Origin of the sequence: Maribacter spongiae (genome assembly GCF_047345125.1) — a bacterium.
GTDB lineage: Bacteria > Bacteroidota > Bacteroidia > Flavobacteriales > Flavobacteriaceae > Maribacter.
In genome coordinates this window covers 528,431-545,092 of record NZ_JBLFEQ010000001.1, presented here as the reverse complement: position 1 = coordinate 545,092, position 16,662 = coordinate 528,431, and the positions used below count along the sequence as shown (strand labels likewise).

At 41.2% G+C, this 16,662-nt stretch carries 9 protein-coding genes; 7 read left to right on the top strand and 2 right to left on the bottom strand.

The features are described 5' to 3' along the window. Positions 1 to 26: 26 nt before the first annotated feature. From ACKWB9_RS02415 to ACKWB9_RS02385, 7 genes are all read left to right on the top strand, one after another. Positions 27 to 1,727: a hypothetical protein gene (locus tag ACKWB9_RS02415; protein WP_414001384.1), complete on the top strand. Its 1,701-nt coding sequence runs from the start codon at positions 27 to 29 to the stop codon at positions 1,725 to 1,727. Between the two features lie 58 nt (positions 1,728 to 1,785). Then, positions 1,786 to 3,456, top strand: a complete 1,671-nt coding sequence (locus tag ACKWB9_RS02410) for a ribulokinase (protein WP_414001383.1) — start codon at positions 1,786 to 1,788, stop codon at positions 3,454 to 3,456. A 79-nt stretch (positions 3,457 to 3,535) separates the two neighbouring features. Continuing rightward, positions 3,536 to 4,813, top strand: a complete 1,278-nt coding sequence (locus ACKWB9_RS02405) for a glycoside hydrolase family 172 protein (RefSeq protein WP_414001382.1) — start codon at positions 3,536 to 3,538, stop codon at positions 4,811 to 4,813. A gap of 67 nt (positions 4,814 to 4,880) precedes the next feature. Next, positions 4,881 to 6,161: a DUF6786 family protein gene (locus tag ACKWB9_RS02400; RefSeq protein WP_414001381.1), complete on the top strand. Its 1,281-nt coding sequence runs from the start codon at positions 4,881 to 4,883 to the stop codon at positions 6,159 to 6,161. Positions 6,162 to 6,213: 52 nt separating this feature from the next. Then, complete coding sequence (locus ACKWB9_RS02395; protein WP_414001380.1) at positions 6,214 to 8,622, top strand: glycoside hydrolase family 95 protein; 2,409 nt, start codon at positions 6,214 to 6,216, stop codon at positions 8,620 to 8,622. 163 nt (positions 8,623 to 8,785) lie between these two features. Continuing rightward, complete coding sequence (locus ACKWB9_RS02390; protein WP_414001379.1) at positions 8,786 to 10,504, top strand: glycoside hydrolase family 172 protein; 1,719 nt, start codon at positions 8,786 to 8,788, stop codon at positions 10,502 to 10,504. A 14-nt stretch (positions 10,505 to 10,518) separates the two neighbouring features. Further along, on the top strand, positions 10,519 to 11,658 hold the full coding sequence (locus ACKWB9_RS02385) for a glycoside hydrolase family 172 protein (RefSeq protein ID WP_414001378.1): 1,140 nt from the start codon (positions 10,519 to 10,521) through the stop codon (positions 11,656 to 11,658). A gap of 400 nt (positions 11,659 to 12,058) precedes the next feature. Here ACKWB9_RS02385 and ACKWB9_RS02380 read toward each other — a convergent pair whose 3' ends face one another. Next, on the bottom strand, positions 12,059 to 14,641 hold the full coding sequence (locus tag ACKWB9_RS02380) for a GH116 family glycosyl hydrolase (protein ID WP_414001377.1): 2,583 nt from the start codon (positions 14,639 to 14,641) through the stop codon (positions 12,059 to 12,061). Positions 14,642 to 14,927: 286 nt separating this feature from the next. Further along, positions 14,928 to 16,652, bottom strand: a complete 1,725-nt coding sequence (locus ACKWB9_RS02375) for a RagB/SusD family nutrient uptake outer membrane protein (RefSeq protein ID WP_414001376.1) — start codon at positions 16,650 to 16,652, stop codon at positions 14,928 to 14,930. Positions 16,653 to 16,662 lie beyond the last annotated feature (10 nt).

Here is a 16,662-nt window from a genome sequence, read left to right as displayed (position 1 = left end):
AAAATCATTTAAAAATAAAATAATATATGTCAGCTTTAAAATTGAACAACGATGTAGCAGAAAGCACAGGGCTTCCGGTAATAGGAGTATTTGCCACTTGTGACCCGAGGATCGATCAGGATTCCCGTACCCGGGCCGCCAATATTGTAAAAATGGCCGCCAATCAGATTTCGGGAGAAGTATTAACGCCCGGCAAGGAAAAAGTACCGGTCGTGTATTCCGATATATTGGTCGATGGTGAAAAACAGGCAGATGCCGTAGCTTCCCAATTTAAAAAAGCAGGAGTAAACATTATTGTCTGCGTACCGGACACCTGGGCATTTCCGCAATTGACCGTCCTTTCTTTGCTATCACATTTCCCACAGGACATTCCTTTTAATTTTACTACGGGTAACAGTGGTCCCAGACCTGGCGTGGTCTTTACACATGCCACCAATGGTGCCTTGGCACAATCAGGCAGATTGGTTCATATTAATGTAGGTAGTTGGGCCGATACTGGGCTTGATCCCATAATGTCCGATGAAACAAAAGATGCTTTGATCGATTGGTGTTATGCCGCTGCAACGATCCAAGGCCTTAAAGGAAAACGTGTAGTGGTGTTTGGTCATGATTCCATGGGTATGGAGACTGCTTTACCACATGTGGCCGCCACCAGAAACCAATTTGGATTGGAGATTACTCGTTTGGACATGAAATTGTTGGCGGATCTGTTGACCAAAGAATCTTATGACAAAGAAGAATTGAAACGACTTAGAGACTGGCTGGAAAGTGGTTCTGCAGGTATAGAGTTACCAGAGGGTACCGATAGTGGAAATCTGGACAAAAGTTTGGCCCTATATCTTATCGTAAGGGATTTGATGAAAGACTTGAATGCCGTTGGCGGTGGATTCATGAGCCAATTGGAATGGGGATCCGATGCAAGGGGCATTCCGCTTCCCGTGGCCGATATTATGGAATCATTGTTCAACTCTAGTTTTGATCACAATGGTCCAAAAGAAGTTGTTCCTTATGCTACCGAAGCAGACGTTCAGGCACTGTTGACGCAACTGTTCATGACCTGGTTATCTGGTGGAAACCCACCATTGTTCATGGATTTTAGAAAAGTATGGGATCCGTCCGAAATCAAGGAATTCGCCAAAGAGCAGGGTGTAACCTTAAACGGGGATACGAAATGGGAACAAAAAGGTTTTGTAGATGGAGTAAATTCTGGCTCTGCTTCTTTTGATTGGGCAGCACTTCCAGGAACCCCTTCCGAAGAAATCCTAAAAAAGATTACCTTTCCAAAAGCAGTAGAATACTTCTCTTACTTAGGAAATTCAGTTCATTATATCTCGCCAGAAGGCATAGAGGGTATCGCCGCTCGATTGGCCTATAGTTCATTATCAGGTATGTTCTCTATGGTTTGGGATGAAACCGAAACGGTATTGCCACCTCAAAAATTAGCGCAAGCTGTTTGTGAGACAGCCAACCCGACCTGGCCGCATACTTTTGTAATGCCTAAATATGCGACTATGAACGAATACAAGCATTATGCACCGGCCAATCATTTTCATATGACTTGGAACCTCAAAAGAGCTCGATTACAGTTTTGGATGGATATGGCCAATGTATTATCGGTTACACCATGGGCAGCAAAACCTGTATTTGAAGAAGGAGTTGATCGACCCATTCCGCTATTGTACATCATCAATGGAGGTGAAGATCAGGCCAAACTCATGCGTAAATAACAATATTAAACATTGGCGGTCGATTGACCGCCAATTGTCATTTTAAAAATAATTGAAAATGGAATATACACTTGGACTCGATTTTGGAACAGGTTCTGGAAGGGCCTGCATCCTAGATGTCCATTCAGGGCAAATGATCGCCACGGCCGTTTGCGAATTTGAAGGTGGAGTAGCCGGAACCTATATGGACCAGAACAATCCATTGGTCGCTAGACAGTCTCCCATGGAATACATGAGGTCCTTGGAAGTAGCCGTAAAAAAAGCTATTGTTGATTTTGTTGCCAAAGGACACGCCGTGGATAACATTATAGGCATTGGGGTCGATGCCACAGGCTCTACCCCCATACCGGTAAAAGAGAACATGCAACCTTTGGCATCGATTGCAGAATTCAAGGATAACCTTAATGCCTATGCCTGGTTATGGAAAGACCATACTGCTGTTGAAGAAGCTTTAAAAATAACCGAAAGGGCAGCAAAGGACAAACCCGAATATTTAGCCAAATGTGGAGGTACTTATTCCTCAGAATGGTTCTGGTCCAAAGTTTGGCATTGCCATAACGTAGATCCAGAAGTTTTTTCTGCTGCCCATAGTTGGGTAGAACAATCCGATTTTATTCCAGCTACCCTGGCAGGTATTGACAATGTAAAAAAAGTAAAGCGCAATGTCTGTGCCGCTGGTCATAAAGCGATGTATTCAGAGACATGGGGAGGTTTGCCCGATAAAGAATTTTTGGCATCATTAGATCCGGCCTTGGCCGAATTGAGAGATCGTTTATACGATACAGCCCATACCTTTGATGAAATTTTGGGACATTTATCTCCAGAATGGGCAGAACGTTTGGGGATTCCAGAAGGTATTCCCATTGCCGTAGGAGCTTTAGATGCCCATGTGGGCGCCATTGGTGCAGGTGTGGGCAACGGAAAGTTCGTTAAGATAATTGGCACCTCTACTTGTGATATCATGGCATTTCCCGCAGACAAGGCTCCAGAAGATTTTGATGGCGTAGCAGGCATTGTCAATGGCTCTGTATTACCGGGGAACATTGGTGTTGAGGCCGGACAAGCAGCTGTTGGGGATTTGTTGAACTGGTGGGTACAACGCATATTGGGAAAAGATGGATCGTACCATACGATATTGACCCAAAAAGCTTCAAAACTCAAAGCTGGCGAAAGTGGATTATTGGCCCTTGATTGGAATAACGGCAATCGGAATATTTTGGGAGACCAACAATTGTCAGGTATGTTGGTAGGCCAAACTTTGGCCACCGCAGATTATGAAATATATCGAACATTGATTGAAGCAACCGCTTTCGGAGCCCTTAAAATTGTGCGCTTGGTAGAAAGCCAAGGTATTGAAATCAAGGAGGTGATCGCTACTGGAGGTATAGGACATAAGAACGAAATGTTCATGCAGATATATGCCGATGTGCTGGGGTATCCCGTAAAATTAGTAGAAAACCCACAAACCGTTGCCGTAGGTGCAGCTATTATGGCCGCCATTGCCGTTAAAAAAGGAACTAAAGGGTTTATGAATATCGATGAAGCCGTTGATCGGCTTTCTGTAGCTTCTGAAAAAACCTATACGCCCAATAATGAGGCAAATGCTATTTACAATCGTTTATTCGAGCTCTATGGAAAACTTCACGATACATTTGGAAAGCAGACTAAGGATAATCTTTACGACGTGATGAAAGCATTGATCCAAATTAGATCAGAAGTAAAAAAGTAGTATTAAAGAAACAACGATTAAGACAATGTATTTTGTTTTGAGTCAAAAAAGAAATAGATTTCTGGGGAAGTTATTTGTCATGACTTCGATCATAGCCGTTTTGTCTTGTTCTGAAAAAAAGGAAGAAGTGATATTCTCTCCCCAAGATGTTACAACCCTATATAAAGCGGCACCAAAAGGTGTAGAAACCAGATGGGCCAGCGGAGAGAACATAAATGCAGAAAAAGGCAGCGGAGGCCAATCCAATAAAGGAGCCAAGGGAGATGCTTTTCTTATTGTGGCACCAGGAGAGAAAAAAGTAATTTTTGACGAAGAGGGAGCAGGTATGATCAACCGAATGTGGATGACCGGAACCATGATGCAGATGAGAGAAATCAGAAGGGAAGTTAAAATTGAAATGTTCTGGGACAATGCTGAAAAACCAGCCGTCTCCGTACCTATTACTGATTTTTTTGGGGTTGGTATCGGTGAGATGACCCCTTTTGAAAGTGCTCTTTTTTCACAACCCGAAGGAAAATCTTTCAATAGTTTTGTGCCTATGCCCTATAAGACTGCAGGAAGAATTGAGGTTACCAATGAATCTGATTATTATATGATGCTCTATTATGACATAGATTTTATTAAAGTACCTAAACACCCTGAAGATGTATTGTATTTTCATACCTATTGGAGCCGAGATCTAAAAACCGAGTTAGGTAAAGATTTTGAAATCTTGCCCAAAGTTTCGGGAAGGGGCCGTTATTTAGGAACCAATATCGGAATTATAGGAAACCCCGACTATCAAGGCACCTGGTTTGGTGAAGGCGAGATAAAAATGTACCTAGACGGAGACCAAAGCTTACCTACCCTTGTGGGTACCGGCACAGAAGATTATATAGGTACCGGATGGGGGCAAGGTGAATATGACCATCAATATCAAGGGTCGATTATCTCGGACACGGATCATGACCTGTATGCTTTCTACAGATATCATATTGTAGATCCTGTGTATTTCCATAATGACTGTAGAATAACCATCCACCAAATGGGAAATTCCAAAAAGCCCAAAATTATGGAAATCATGGAAAAAGGCGCAGAATTACAAGTGGTAACCCACTATACTTTTGATCAATGGATTAGATCTAACGTGCGTCCTACGATGAACCATCTTCTCTCCATGGAAAACCCGCCATCTATTACTGATGAAGATTTTGACGGTAGTGGATCCACTAACTTTTATAGAAGGGATGATGTATCGGCAACCGCATATTTTTATCTTGACAAGCCCTACAGCGACTTACCTCCATTACCTCCAAAAGGATTACGTACCAAGCACTTAGAAGAGAGAGTATATCAATGGCGAGAAGAAAATTATTGATAAAAAATACTGAACAAGATCAAAAGGCAAAATGAATTTAAAAATGTAAATCAAACAATTAAAGAATATGAAAGGATACAAGAACAAAATTCAGCAAACAGGCAGTGTTATAATGCTATTGGCCCTATTATCTATGACCGCATGTAAGCAACAACCGAATAAAAAACAAGATGAAATGAAAGATGAGATCCAAAAAGAATATACCTCTTATGGTAATGATGTATCCTTTATGCAAAAATATACGGATATCATTGAACTTACTTCTCCTTCCGGGAAAGGAAAAATTGCCTTGTCCGCTGCTTTACAAGGGCGCGTAATGACCAGTAGTTCCACAGGAACGGACGGTCGTAGCTACGGTTGGATCAATCGTGAGCTGTTTGCTTCCGGTGACACCCTGGAACACATTAATGCTTTTGGGGGCGAAGAACGGTTTTGGTTAGGACCGGAAGGAGGCCAGTTTTCCATTTTTTTTGAAAAAGGAGCGGAATTCAATTTAGAAGCTTGGCAGACCCCTCGTTTTATTGATTTAGAAACCTATGACATAAAAAGTAAAGGACCTAGCAAAGCGGTATTTACAAAAACGGCATCCCTTACCAATTATTCGGGGTTTACCTTTGATCTGGGCGTAGAACGGGAAGTGTCCGTTCTTTCCAATCAGGATATAACCAATGAATTGGCCTTGGAAAATTTAGACAATGTTAGTGCTATAGGTTATCAGACCACCAATATTTTAACGAATACAGGCGATGCAGATTGGCAGAAGGAAACAGGGTTATTGTCCATTTGGTTGTTGGGGATGTATAATCCTTCGCCAGAGACCACCATAGTTTTGCCATTCGAACAAGGAGACGAAAGTGAATTAGGAGAGTCCGTTAATATTTATAAATCTTTTGGCGAAATACCATCGGAAAGATTGGTCATTAAAGAGGAAGTTGCTTATTTTAAAGGCGATGGGCAGTATAGAAGTAAAGTTGGATTGTCTCCCAAAAGGGCTAAAAACGTTGCGGGATCTTATGATTCGGCCAATAAAATATTGACCATTGTTAAATACAATAAACCCGAAGGAGTTACGGATTACGTGAATTCACTTTGGAAACTTCAAGACGAACCTTATGCAGGTGATACGGTAAACTCTTATAATGATGGAGCACCGGAACCAGGCGCGAAACCACTGGGTCCATTTTATGAATTGGAAACCTCTTCTCCGGCGTTGGCACTTAAAGCAGGGGAAAGCGGAACCCATATTCAAACGACCTGTCATTTTGAAGGGGAAGAATCCGCATTGGATGCAATTGCCCAAAAAGTATTAGGGGTATCCCTTAACGAGATTAATAATGTTTTTAAATAAAGATAATTCTAAAAAGAACTTTTTCTATAAAACCACTAATACCAAAGTTACTATGAGATTAAGTAAATTGAAATTTCTTATCATAACGCTACCCCTATTATTGCTTGGATCGTGCGTGAAAAAATCCGATTCAAAGGCAAAAAAAATAGATAGATTATGGTATCAAGTACCCGCTAAAACATGGATGACCGAGGCTTTGCCCATTGGTAACGGATATATGGGCGCTATGTTTTTTGGTGGTATTGAAGAAGAACGAATTCAATTTAATGAGGAATCCCTTTGGATAGGGGGTAAAGGAGAATGGGAAGCCTATAACGGAGGAAATAGAGAAGGTGCGTACAAGCATCTACCCCAAGTAAGAAAGTTGTTGGAAGAAGGTAATTATGAAGCGGCACATGCCTTGGCAGATAAGGAACTAACAGGAGTTATTAAAGCCAATAAGGGGGGGCACACCTGGGACGGTTTTGGCGCTTATCAGGCATTTGGAGATGTTTATGTAAAGACTAAACATGAAGGCACTCCTGAAAATTATCATAGAGAGCTTAATATTTCTGAAGCTATAGGAACGGTCAACTATGATGTAGGTGAAACACATTATAGCAGAGCGTATTTTGCCAGTTATCCAAAAAGAACCTTGGTATTTCATTTTACAAATGATAAAACCGAAGGTACCGATTATTCAGTTCGTATTGCGACACCACATAAAAACACCCAACTAAATTTTGAAGAAGGGCAATTGGTGTTAAAGGGACACTTAGAGAATAATAATATGGGCTTCGAAAGTAGAATGCTCATTAACTCCGATGCCACAGATATTTCTTTCTCAAATGGAATATTAAATATAATAGGGGCCAAGACGCTTAATTTATATATGACTGCGGCTACGGATTATAAAAATGAGTATCCGGAGTATACAGGAAGGGATTATGAAGCTTTGAACCAAAAAACAATTGCTGCACTTTCCGATAAAAAGTATGAGGATGTATTAGCAGAACACATTGCAGATTATTCTAACTTATATTCAAGGGTAGCACTTCAATTGGGCATGGTAGAAAAAGATTCTATTGCCACCGACCAACGGCTGGCAAATTATACTTCGGGCACTCCGGATCCAGCATTAGAGGCCCTGTTTTTTCAGTACGGCAGGTATCTTTTGATCAGCAGCTCCAGGCCCGGAACTATGCCGGCCAACCTTCAAGGAAAATGGAACGAAGAATTAAGGCCTGCGTGGGCAGCAGATTATCACGCAAATATTAATGTGCAAATGATCTATTGGCCTGCCGAGGTGACTAATCTGTCCGAATGCCATGAACCTTTAATAGATTATATTGATAAATTACGGGCACCGGGACGCCAAACGGCCAAAGACTTTTTCAATGCCGATGGTTGGATCGTCAATACCATGAACAATCCCTTTGGATTTACTGCACCGGGATGGGAATTCCCTTGGGGCTTTTTTCCAGGAGGAGCTGCATGGTATGGCCGTCACGTTTGGGAACATTATCAATATACCCAAAATGAAGATTTTTTAAGGGACAAAGGGTATCCAATTATGAAAGAAGCCGCATTGTTTTGGTTGGATTATTTGACCGAAGACAAAGAGGGATATTTGATTTCCTCTCCTTCATATTCTCCCGAACATGGGGGTATTTCAACAGGGGCCTATATGGACATACAAATGGTTTGGGATCTTTTTACGAATTGTATCGTAGCCTCTGATGTATTGAAAAATGATATCGACTTTAAGGATAAGTTAGTCAGGGCAAAAGCGAAATTACTGCCATTAAAGATTGGCAAATGGGGGCAATTGCAGGAATGGAACGAAGATGTAGATGACCCCGAGAGTAAGCATCGACATGTATCCCATTTATATGCGTTATACCCTGGATTTCAAATAGACCCTATCAATACTCCAAAACTTGCAGAAGCGGCTAAGACTACCTTAGATGCTCGGGGAGATGGAGGTACGGGATGGTCCATTGGTTGGAAAGTCAATTTTTGGTCACGTTTATTAGATGGTGACCATGCCCATAAAATGCTTAAACGCTCTATTAATTATATAAATGAAAGTAAAGGTTATAGAGCTGAAGGAGGAAGTTCTTATGCCAATAGTGGCGGGATTTATAGTAATATGTTCTCTACCCATCCGCCTTTTCAACTAGACGGTAATATGGGAGGGGCTGCCGGCATGGCAGAAATGCTCATACAATCGCATGCAGGTACCGTACACTTACTTCCGGCATTACCTACTGCATGGAATACCGGCAAGGTTTCAGGCCTAAAGGCCAGGGGTAATATTGAAGTTGATATGCAATGGGAGAAAGGGAAACTAACAAGAGTTGCGCTTTTGTCCAATAGCAATACAAAAGTTATAGTGAAATATAATGATGTAGAAAAGGAAATAGCGCTAACAAACGGAAAGAAAATAAACTTGAACGGGGAGTTCAACCCCGTTCAATAGTGTGTTCTTTTATATGATGATTCCAATTTGAGCCCTTTATGATCTGCTTCTAAAATATGGGATTCCGTGGAAAGATCAGATGATGCTAAAGCTTCAGAATAAATAATGTAATTATCGGTGATTTATCGTTAAAATTTAAAGAGCAAGTTTTAAAAAAGGTGAAATGAAAAAGATTCTTTTAGTAGTATGTTGGGTTTGTACGTTTGCAATAAGTACGGCACAAGAAAAGACCATTACCATGGGAACCCTTCTTGATGAGATGTATGACAGGAGTACATTGGCAGAGTGGCCAGATGTTGAATATTTGTGCAAACAATCCAGTAGTCGTGACCGTAGCAGTAAGGTCGCAAATGCCGAAGATGGAATTCGGCCCAAAGCTCCCGGTAAATTAACCTCAAAATCGGGTTGGTTCGGTAATGGAGATGCAAGTAAATATGATTCTATAATTGATAGGGGAGGTTATCAAGAGGCTGTGATGCTGGATGTAAAAGGACCAGGAGTAGTTACACGTATTTGGCAGGCCCATAGCAAGGGAAGTTATGATGCTTCTGCAATATTGCGTATTTACATTGATGATAATACAACTCCAGCACTTGAAATTATAAATAGAAATGCAATTGGTGAAGCCGGTATCGCTCCTTATCCCTTCAGTTTTTACGCACCGGAAAAAGCCGAAAACTATTATTGGAGAGGTAGAAATTTAATGTTTCCCATTCCTTTCCAAAAAAGCTGTAGAATTACCTACGATGGTCATTCTATGTACGGAAATATAGGAGGTGGTGAGGCCAATTATTACAATATCAATTACAGAACATATACGGATCCTGTTAAAGTGGAAAGTTTCAGTCTGCAAAACCTGGCAAAGTATAACGATAAAATTAAAGAGGTAAGTAAGAAGTTGCTGGAAAAAACTACCCTATTGAGTGGACAGCAAACAAGCATCGCTCCAGAAAAAAAATATACATATACGTTAAAAGGATCTAAGGCCATAGATTATTTTCAAATGAAATTAGTGGCTGCGGATTTGAAACAAGCTTTAAGATCGGTCGTATTGGAATTGGAGTTTGACAATAAAAAAACCCTTTGGGTACCAATTGGTCAATTTTTTGGATTGGGGTATGAAATGCACCCACACAAAACCCATTATGTAGAGGTGACCAATGACGAGCTTATGATTTCAAAATGGGTAATGCCTTTTAAAAAATCGGCAAAAGTTACATTTCACAACTTTGGAGATCAAACTGTACTGATCGATAACCTATCCATAAATAGTAAGCCTTATGAATTTACAAAAAACACCATGTATTTTCATGGTACCTGGAGGGAAGATTATAAGCAGGACGGTACAAATGTGGTTGATGGAAAATTTGTAACCATTCAAGGAAAAGGTATTTATGTTGGCGATAATTTAACCATATTCAATTCAGGACCTGATTGGTGGGGCGAAGGTGATGAAAAAATCTATGTGGATGGCGAGACATTTCCCAGTCATTTTGGAACAGGTACAGAAGATTATTACGGGTATGCCTGGTGCAGGCCCCATCCTTTTAGCCTGCCCTTTGTTTCGCAACCCGTAGGAAGTGGCAATAAAACCTGGGGGATGACAAGTAATAATAGATACCGTCAATTAGATGCCATTCCCTTTAAAAAATCTTTGGACTTTGATATGGAAATATTCCAGATTTTCAGAATGCCGCTCAATTGGTCTCCCGCAACCTTTTATTATGCTTTTTCGGGAGCAAAAGATGATATCGATCCGGATATTAATGGTGTAAAAAGAAAAGTGACCACAACATTAGATCAGATTTTAGACGGATTTCCGAAGGAGTACCACGATGTTGAGCAGAAAGATGGTTTCCCTATAATAATAAATGATAATTAATAGATTTCAATAAAATGAAAAAAGTTTTGCTTTTTTGCACAATGCTATTGACGATTCATGTCATGGCCCAAGAACGTGCATTTAGTGGACTTAACAACAATTTGTCCAACCTATATAGGACGTCCGATGCCAAGACCCGGTCTATAAGCCCGGAAAACTTTACGGGTGAGAAAGGAAAAGGAGGCATGGCCAAATTGGGGGAAGGAGCCGCTTCAGAAGAAGCCCGTGAGTTGGGGCAGGGCTGGAAAGTAAGCCCTTATATTTGGATCCAACCGGGAGAAACTTTCACGTTGGCAGAAATCGAAGGCCCTGGTAGCATTCAACATATCTGGATGACCCCTACCGGTAATTGGCGCTTTTACATCCTGCGCTTTTATTGGGACGATGAAAAGGAACCATCGGTAGAAGTACCCGTGGGAGACTTCTTTGGAATGGGATGGGGAGAATATGCCCACCTCAATTCATTGGCCGTAAGTGTTAATCCTGGAAGGGCGTTCAATTCGTATTGGCAAATGCCATTTCGGAAGAAATGTAGGATTACCATGGAAAATATCGATACCAAGGCTACCAAATTGTATTATCAAATTGATTATACGTTGACGGACGTACCTGAGGATGCCGGCTATTTCCATGCCCAGTTTAGAAGCCCCGAACCCGATAAGGACAAAGAAGCATATACCATTATCGATGGCATTAAGGGTAAAGGGCAATATGTAGGTACGTACATGGCATGGCAAGTGAATGACAATGGTTGGTGGGGCGAAGGCGAAATCAAGTTCTACATGGATGGTGATAAAAAATTCCCTACTATTAACGGCACCGGGGCCGAGGATTATTTCTGTGGGTCCTACAATTTTGATGTCGGAGGGCAGTACAAAGAATTCTCTACACCTTATGCAGGTCTGCATCAGGTCATACGCCCGGATGGCACCTATAATGCCAATACCCGGTTCGGATTATATCGTTGGCATATTGTAGACCCCGTCCGGTTTGAGAAAGACTTGAAAATTACCATTCAGGATCTGGGGTGGCGAAGCGGAAGGAGGTATAGAAAGCAATCGAGCAAAATTTCCTCCGTGGCCTATTGGTATCAAATGGAGCCGCATGCAAAGTTTCCCCCATTGCCCTCGAAAGACGATTTGGAATTTAAATGACCGCTATCGGGCAAGACCATCTCATAAATTATTTTGCCAACGGTAACCTGCAATGGATCGCCGGGTTGAATTCCGGAGTTCTTGAAAGCGATTCATATATTTCAAAAAATATGACTTATGGTGTCATAGATCTATATATCGGAAGCTGGACATAAATACCGGGAACTATTTGCAACGGATTTGAATCGGATCAACAGTTTCAATTTACAGCGCCCAAAGCTTCAACAGATGGCCCTTGGGTATTTACCAATGAAGGATGGAAACACGTTCCGGCGGGTGGTTGAGTCCATTGAGTAGACAAATCGATTAGAGAAATACCATTCCATAACAATTCTATATAAAAAACTGCCAGCATTGAAAAAATCAATACCGGCAGTCTGTCTTATTATTTTATTGGTTTCTATCCGCCTATGGTAATTTCTAGATTGTCCCCCTTTTTTAAATTGAGGTCTTTAAAAGAAATAGCAACGGTTTTTTTGTCTTTTATCTTAAATTTTGTCCCTACAACCTTTCCGTTTATTGTAGCGGTTATAGTTTTAGGAATCTCTGTGGACGGCATGGCCAATCGCAATTCACCCACTCGAAGTTTTCCATAAGTCAAGGTCAAGGAATTGATTTGCTTAGAACCCGTTATCTTCTGCGTAAACGAACCCCATCCCTCTCCGGTAATAAAAGCCGAGGAAAAATCCTGTGCGTCCATTTTTGGATCAAAACCTACTATTCCTTTTGGTCCGTGATAGTAAAAACCACTGGCAGATACAAAAGGGGCATAACCGCTCATGGCACGCGTATAATGGTTCCCATATTCAATTTCGTTATACGGATTCCTTCGTTCTGCTGAATAGCGCATATGAACCGCTTTTTCAACTTTTAACGCCTCTTCCACCATACCTTCGGATAAAAGGGCAGCGGCCAATTGATGTTCCTGTCCTGTCCAAATTTCACTAAAATAACCTACAATGGTCTTTTCCCATTCATTCTTTATCTCTCCCGGGGCTTGGTCACCACCTCCCTTGGGAAAAGTACACATAATAATACCCGGTTCATCATAATCGGCATACCAGCGTTTTATGGGAATTTCCGCGTTTGCCAAATAATCCCCATAATTTTCCACATAATTATATTTTACGATGGACTTAAGGGCACTTTGTACCTGTTCTTTTGGAAGAATATCTCCCAATCCTACCTGGGTGGACCAGTATTGGCCCAACAACTGATCGGTATGGCAACCTATATTGGTATTTGGCGTGTCTAAATGATCGGGGTCACGTTCATGGGTAAAATATTCTCCATTATAAAGTTCTTGTGAGATGTTCTTGAAAGCCAGGGAAGCAATCTTGGAACACTCCCTTGCAAAACGCTTATCCCCCATTTCTTTGGCCATTTCAGAGCCAGCTTTTAGTGCTGCCGCATACAGCCCGCTGATCCAGGTTATTTTTCCGTACCAAACCCTATCCAGAGTATTGTACTGTACCCCTTCTAAAATGCCATCTGCCTTACCTGTTTTTTCTTTATCATGATTTATCATGTAACGGATACTCTTCTTTATCTTGCCCCAATTATTTTTCAAAAAGGTACGATCCGAAGACATTTGGTGTTCTCTATAGATGCGCATGATGGTACCGGCATGGCCATCTACCGCATAGCCGCGGCCGTCATGTTTGCCAATATCGGAGAACTCGCCCCTATAGCCAATAACACCATCTTTTTTATAGGACAGCCCCAAATCGGTCTGTTCCCGTAATTGCATGGCCAAATCTGGAAACACGCGTCCCAAGGCTTGTTCGTAATGGAATACATGGGTACAGGTACCCGGACCCTTATACACCCCTTCAAAGGTATAAAAACGACCTTCGTTCTCGGGATTTCCCGTAATATCATGAAATCGTTGGCAGGCACTGGTAGCCAAAGTACTTACATTGACGAACGTCCGATCCAAAAACCATTTGGGCAGGGAAGAATCGTACCAACTGTCTTTCCAGTTTTTGGTAGCGTCCAACAGCCAAGGGTTATCGATTACATAATCGGACACTTCCGATGCACTGTCAAATTTTGCATCGTAATAATGTCTTAAATCTTCTTTATCCTTCCAATCGTGTGCGGCATCCCAAAGATGCACATTGGGGAAGTACCAACTGATCAAAAAGGTGAAGGTCTTACGTTCCCCTTTCTTTAGTTTAGTTCCTCCATAGACGCCACCTACTAAAGTGTTCCCGAGGTCTTCACTAGATTCTTTTACTTCATTTCCCGATAAATAGATATCTATGCCTTTATATTTTGTCAATTTTGCAGAAGCTTTTCCCTCTCCTAAAAGTGTGAGGGACATATTGCCCCAATCTGCAAGTTCATTTTCATATTCACCCTCACCTTCACTAACCAAACGGGTATATTTATCCGTTGTTTCGATACGGTTCAAGTGTTTTCCTTTTTTTCCCTTGCCCGTGAGATAACCGGACATATTTTGAAGCCATCCTCCCAGTTCTATCTCCAATTCATCTTCTTGCGTATTGGTTACGGTATACTCCAATACGGTTACCGGTAGTCCGGAATTGTCCGCATCTGTGGGAATAAACGGGGAATATGCCTTTAAATCGACCGTTACGGGACATGATACATCTTTATATTGGACATTGCCTACCGGATATTCACCATTAAATTCTATATCTGAAAAGCCGTTTTTGTTCAATGGGCGATAGAACTCCCGAAATCCGTCTTTTATGGTTATTCCAAAACCGTTTTCAAAGGGTTTGTCTCCTTGTACCATGGGATTTACATAGTAGCGGAAACCGGGCTCACTACCAGGATCCAACATGGAAACATTGAAGATGTCCCAGTTCCATAACTGCCCGTCACCGCCAAGATAAATCTGACCGGTGCAAATACCGTTTACGGGCATTCCTATATATTTTAAATCTTCCGTTTGGGTAGATTGTGAAAACATACAATGCCCCCACAATAAAAACAATAAACCTATTTTCTTCATCTTCTATTCAATTACGCTTAAAATTATGTGTTGTCGCAACTTATAATTATATGTTTATGTACACAATCTTTTTATAATTTTTTTCTGATTTAGATTACATATCATAATCTAAATTATTTTATCATGCCACTTTTGTCCTTCTTCTTATTTGAAAGATTCTCTTATCTTATTTTGTCCATACTGAAAAAGATATAAACTAAAAAAATAGGGTATGCATTGTTGTACTTTACATACCCTATTCAACTAAACTAACTCAAACTATATCAATAAAAGTTTATTTCTGCATTTACCAATTTGGGTTTTGCTGCAAATTTGGATTTGCTATTATCTGTCCCGACGGTATGGGAAACAGGTAATTTTTGTTCTCATCAAACAATCTTGTGGACTCGGCTTCCAAAACTATAAAACCATCAGGATCAAAAGATAGTACCAAACCTGCGGTGTTTGGATCTGTTTCATATTCGGTACCCTCATATTTAACACCTCTAACGGCTTTCCTTAACTCGATATGGGCCGTATGCCACCTGCGCAGGTCATCTAATCGGAAGCCTTCCCAGGCCAACTCTACGGTTCTTTCCCTGCGTATTTCCGTAAGCATATCCAGATTGTTGGCTCCTACAAACGCATTGGTCAAAGCAGGAAGCCCAGCACGCATTCTCACCAAATTCAAGGATCGGTCCAAATCACCATCGCTAATCGACCCATCCCGCTCAAAAACAGCTTCGGCATAGGTGAGCAACACTTCGGCATAGCGTATTACGGAATAATCAATACCAATATCCAATGGAATACCATAGGCCACATATTTGATATTGCTATAGCCTGTAGATGTCCTTGAACCCAAATCACCTGTTTGTCCATAAAAAACAAAGCCTCTACCTGGATTGTCCGGATCGCTCCAATCCCTTCCCCATGCCGGACTAGGCTGCCAGTACTGTTGCTTTGGTATTTGAAAATGATTGCGCATTCTCAAATCCCGGTTTTCAAATTCGCTGGTCATGAGATCATATCCCTGAAAAAGTGGGGATTGATCAATGGGAAGCCCATCTCTGCACAAGTGCATATCTGCAAATATCTTGGTAGGTGTTGTTCGACCCGCCAACCATTCCCGACCTACATAAACAGATCTTCTAAGGGCCGCATCGTATTTCTGTGCCAATATGAACTCATTATTCGCACTTTCGCCAATATTGTCCGGATTTTGCTGAACGCTACTGTCCAAGGTAAAAAAGTAATGTAAGAACTCATCTTCACCCCATCCAAAATCATCTTGAAAAAGCACATATTCTCCGCTATTGATTACCGCATCGGCTTGATCCACTGCATTGGAAATAAGTGCGCTACCATCGCCTCCTTTGTATTTACGCCAAGTACCTTCAAAAAGGTAGGCCCGTGCCAAAAATGCCTGGGCAGCCCCTCTAGAAATCCTTCCCAAATCCGCATCACTAATATCACCCTGAACAGGTAAATCCGTAATAGCTTCCAATAAATCAGTTTCTATTTGGGCAAAAACCTCTTGACGGGTATTTCTAGGCGCTTGCAATTCGGGAGAATCTGTATCCAAAGTTTGCGTAATCAATGGAACCCCTCCAAAGCGCTGCAATAACCTAAAATAGGTATAAGCTCTAAAGAATTTGGCCTCAGCGGCATACACTGCCGATTCTTCTCTATTTTCTTCAAGTTCATCAAACTTTTGCAATAGAAAATTAGTAGAAAAGATAGTCGAATATGAATCATCCCAAACAGGATCTTCTATTGGAACAATATTTGTACCATTACTCACTGCATCTGGTCCGTTCCCCCTAATAATATCCGATTGAATGTCATTACGGTTAAACGTTTCCAATTCAAAATAAAATTGATTGGCAAACAGTTTAAATTCTTCTGCATTTCTAAAAAATGCTGCTTCTGATAATCGATCTAAAGGTTCACGATCAATATCCGTACTACAACTTGATACCAACAACACTGTTGCCAACATACAAGTAAAAAGTTTATTCAAATTTTTCATCGTCTATTTT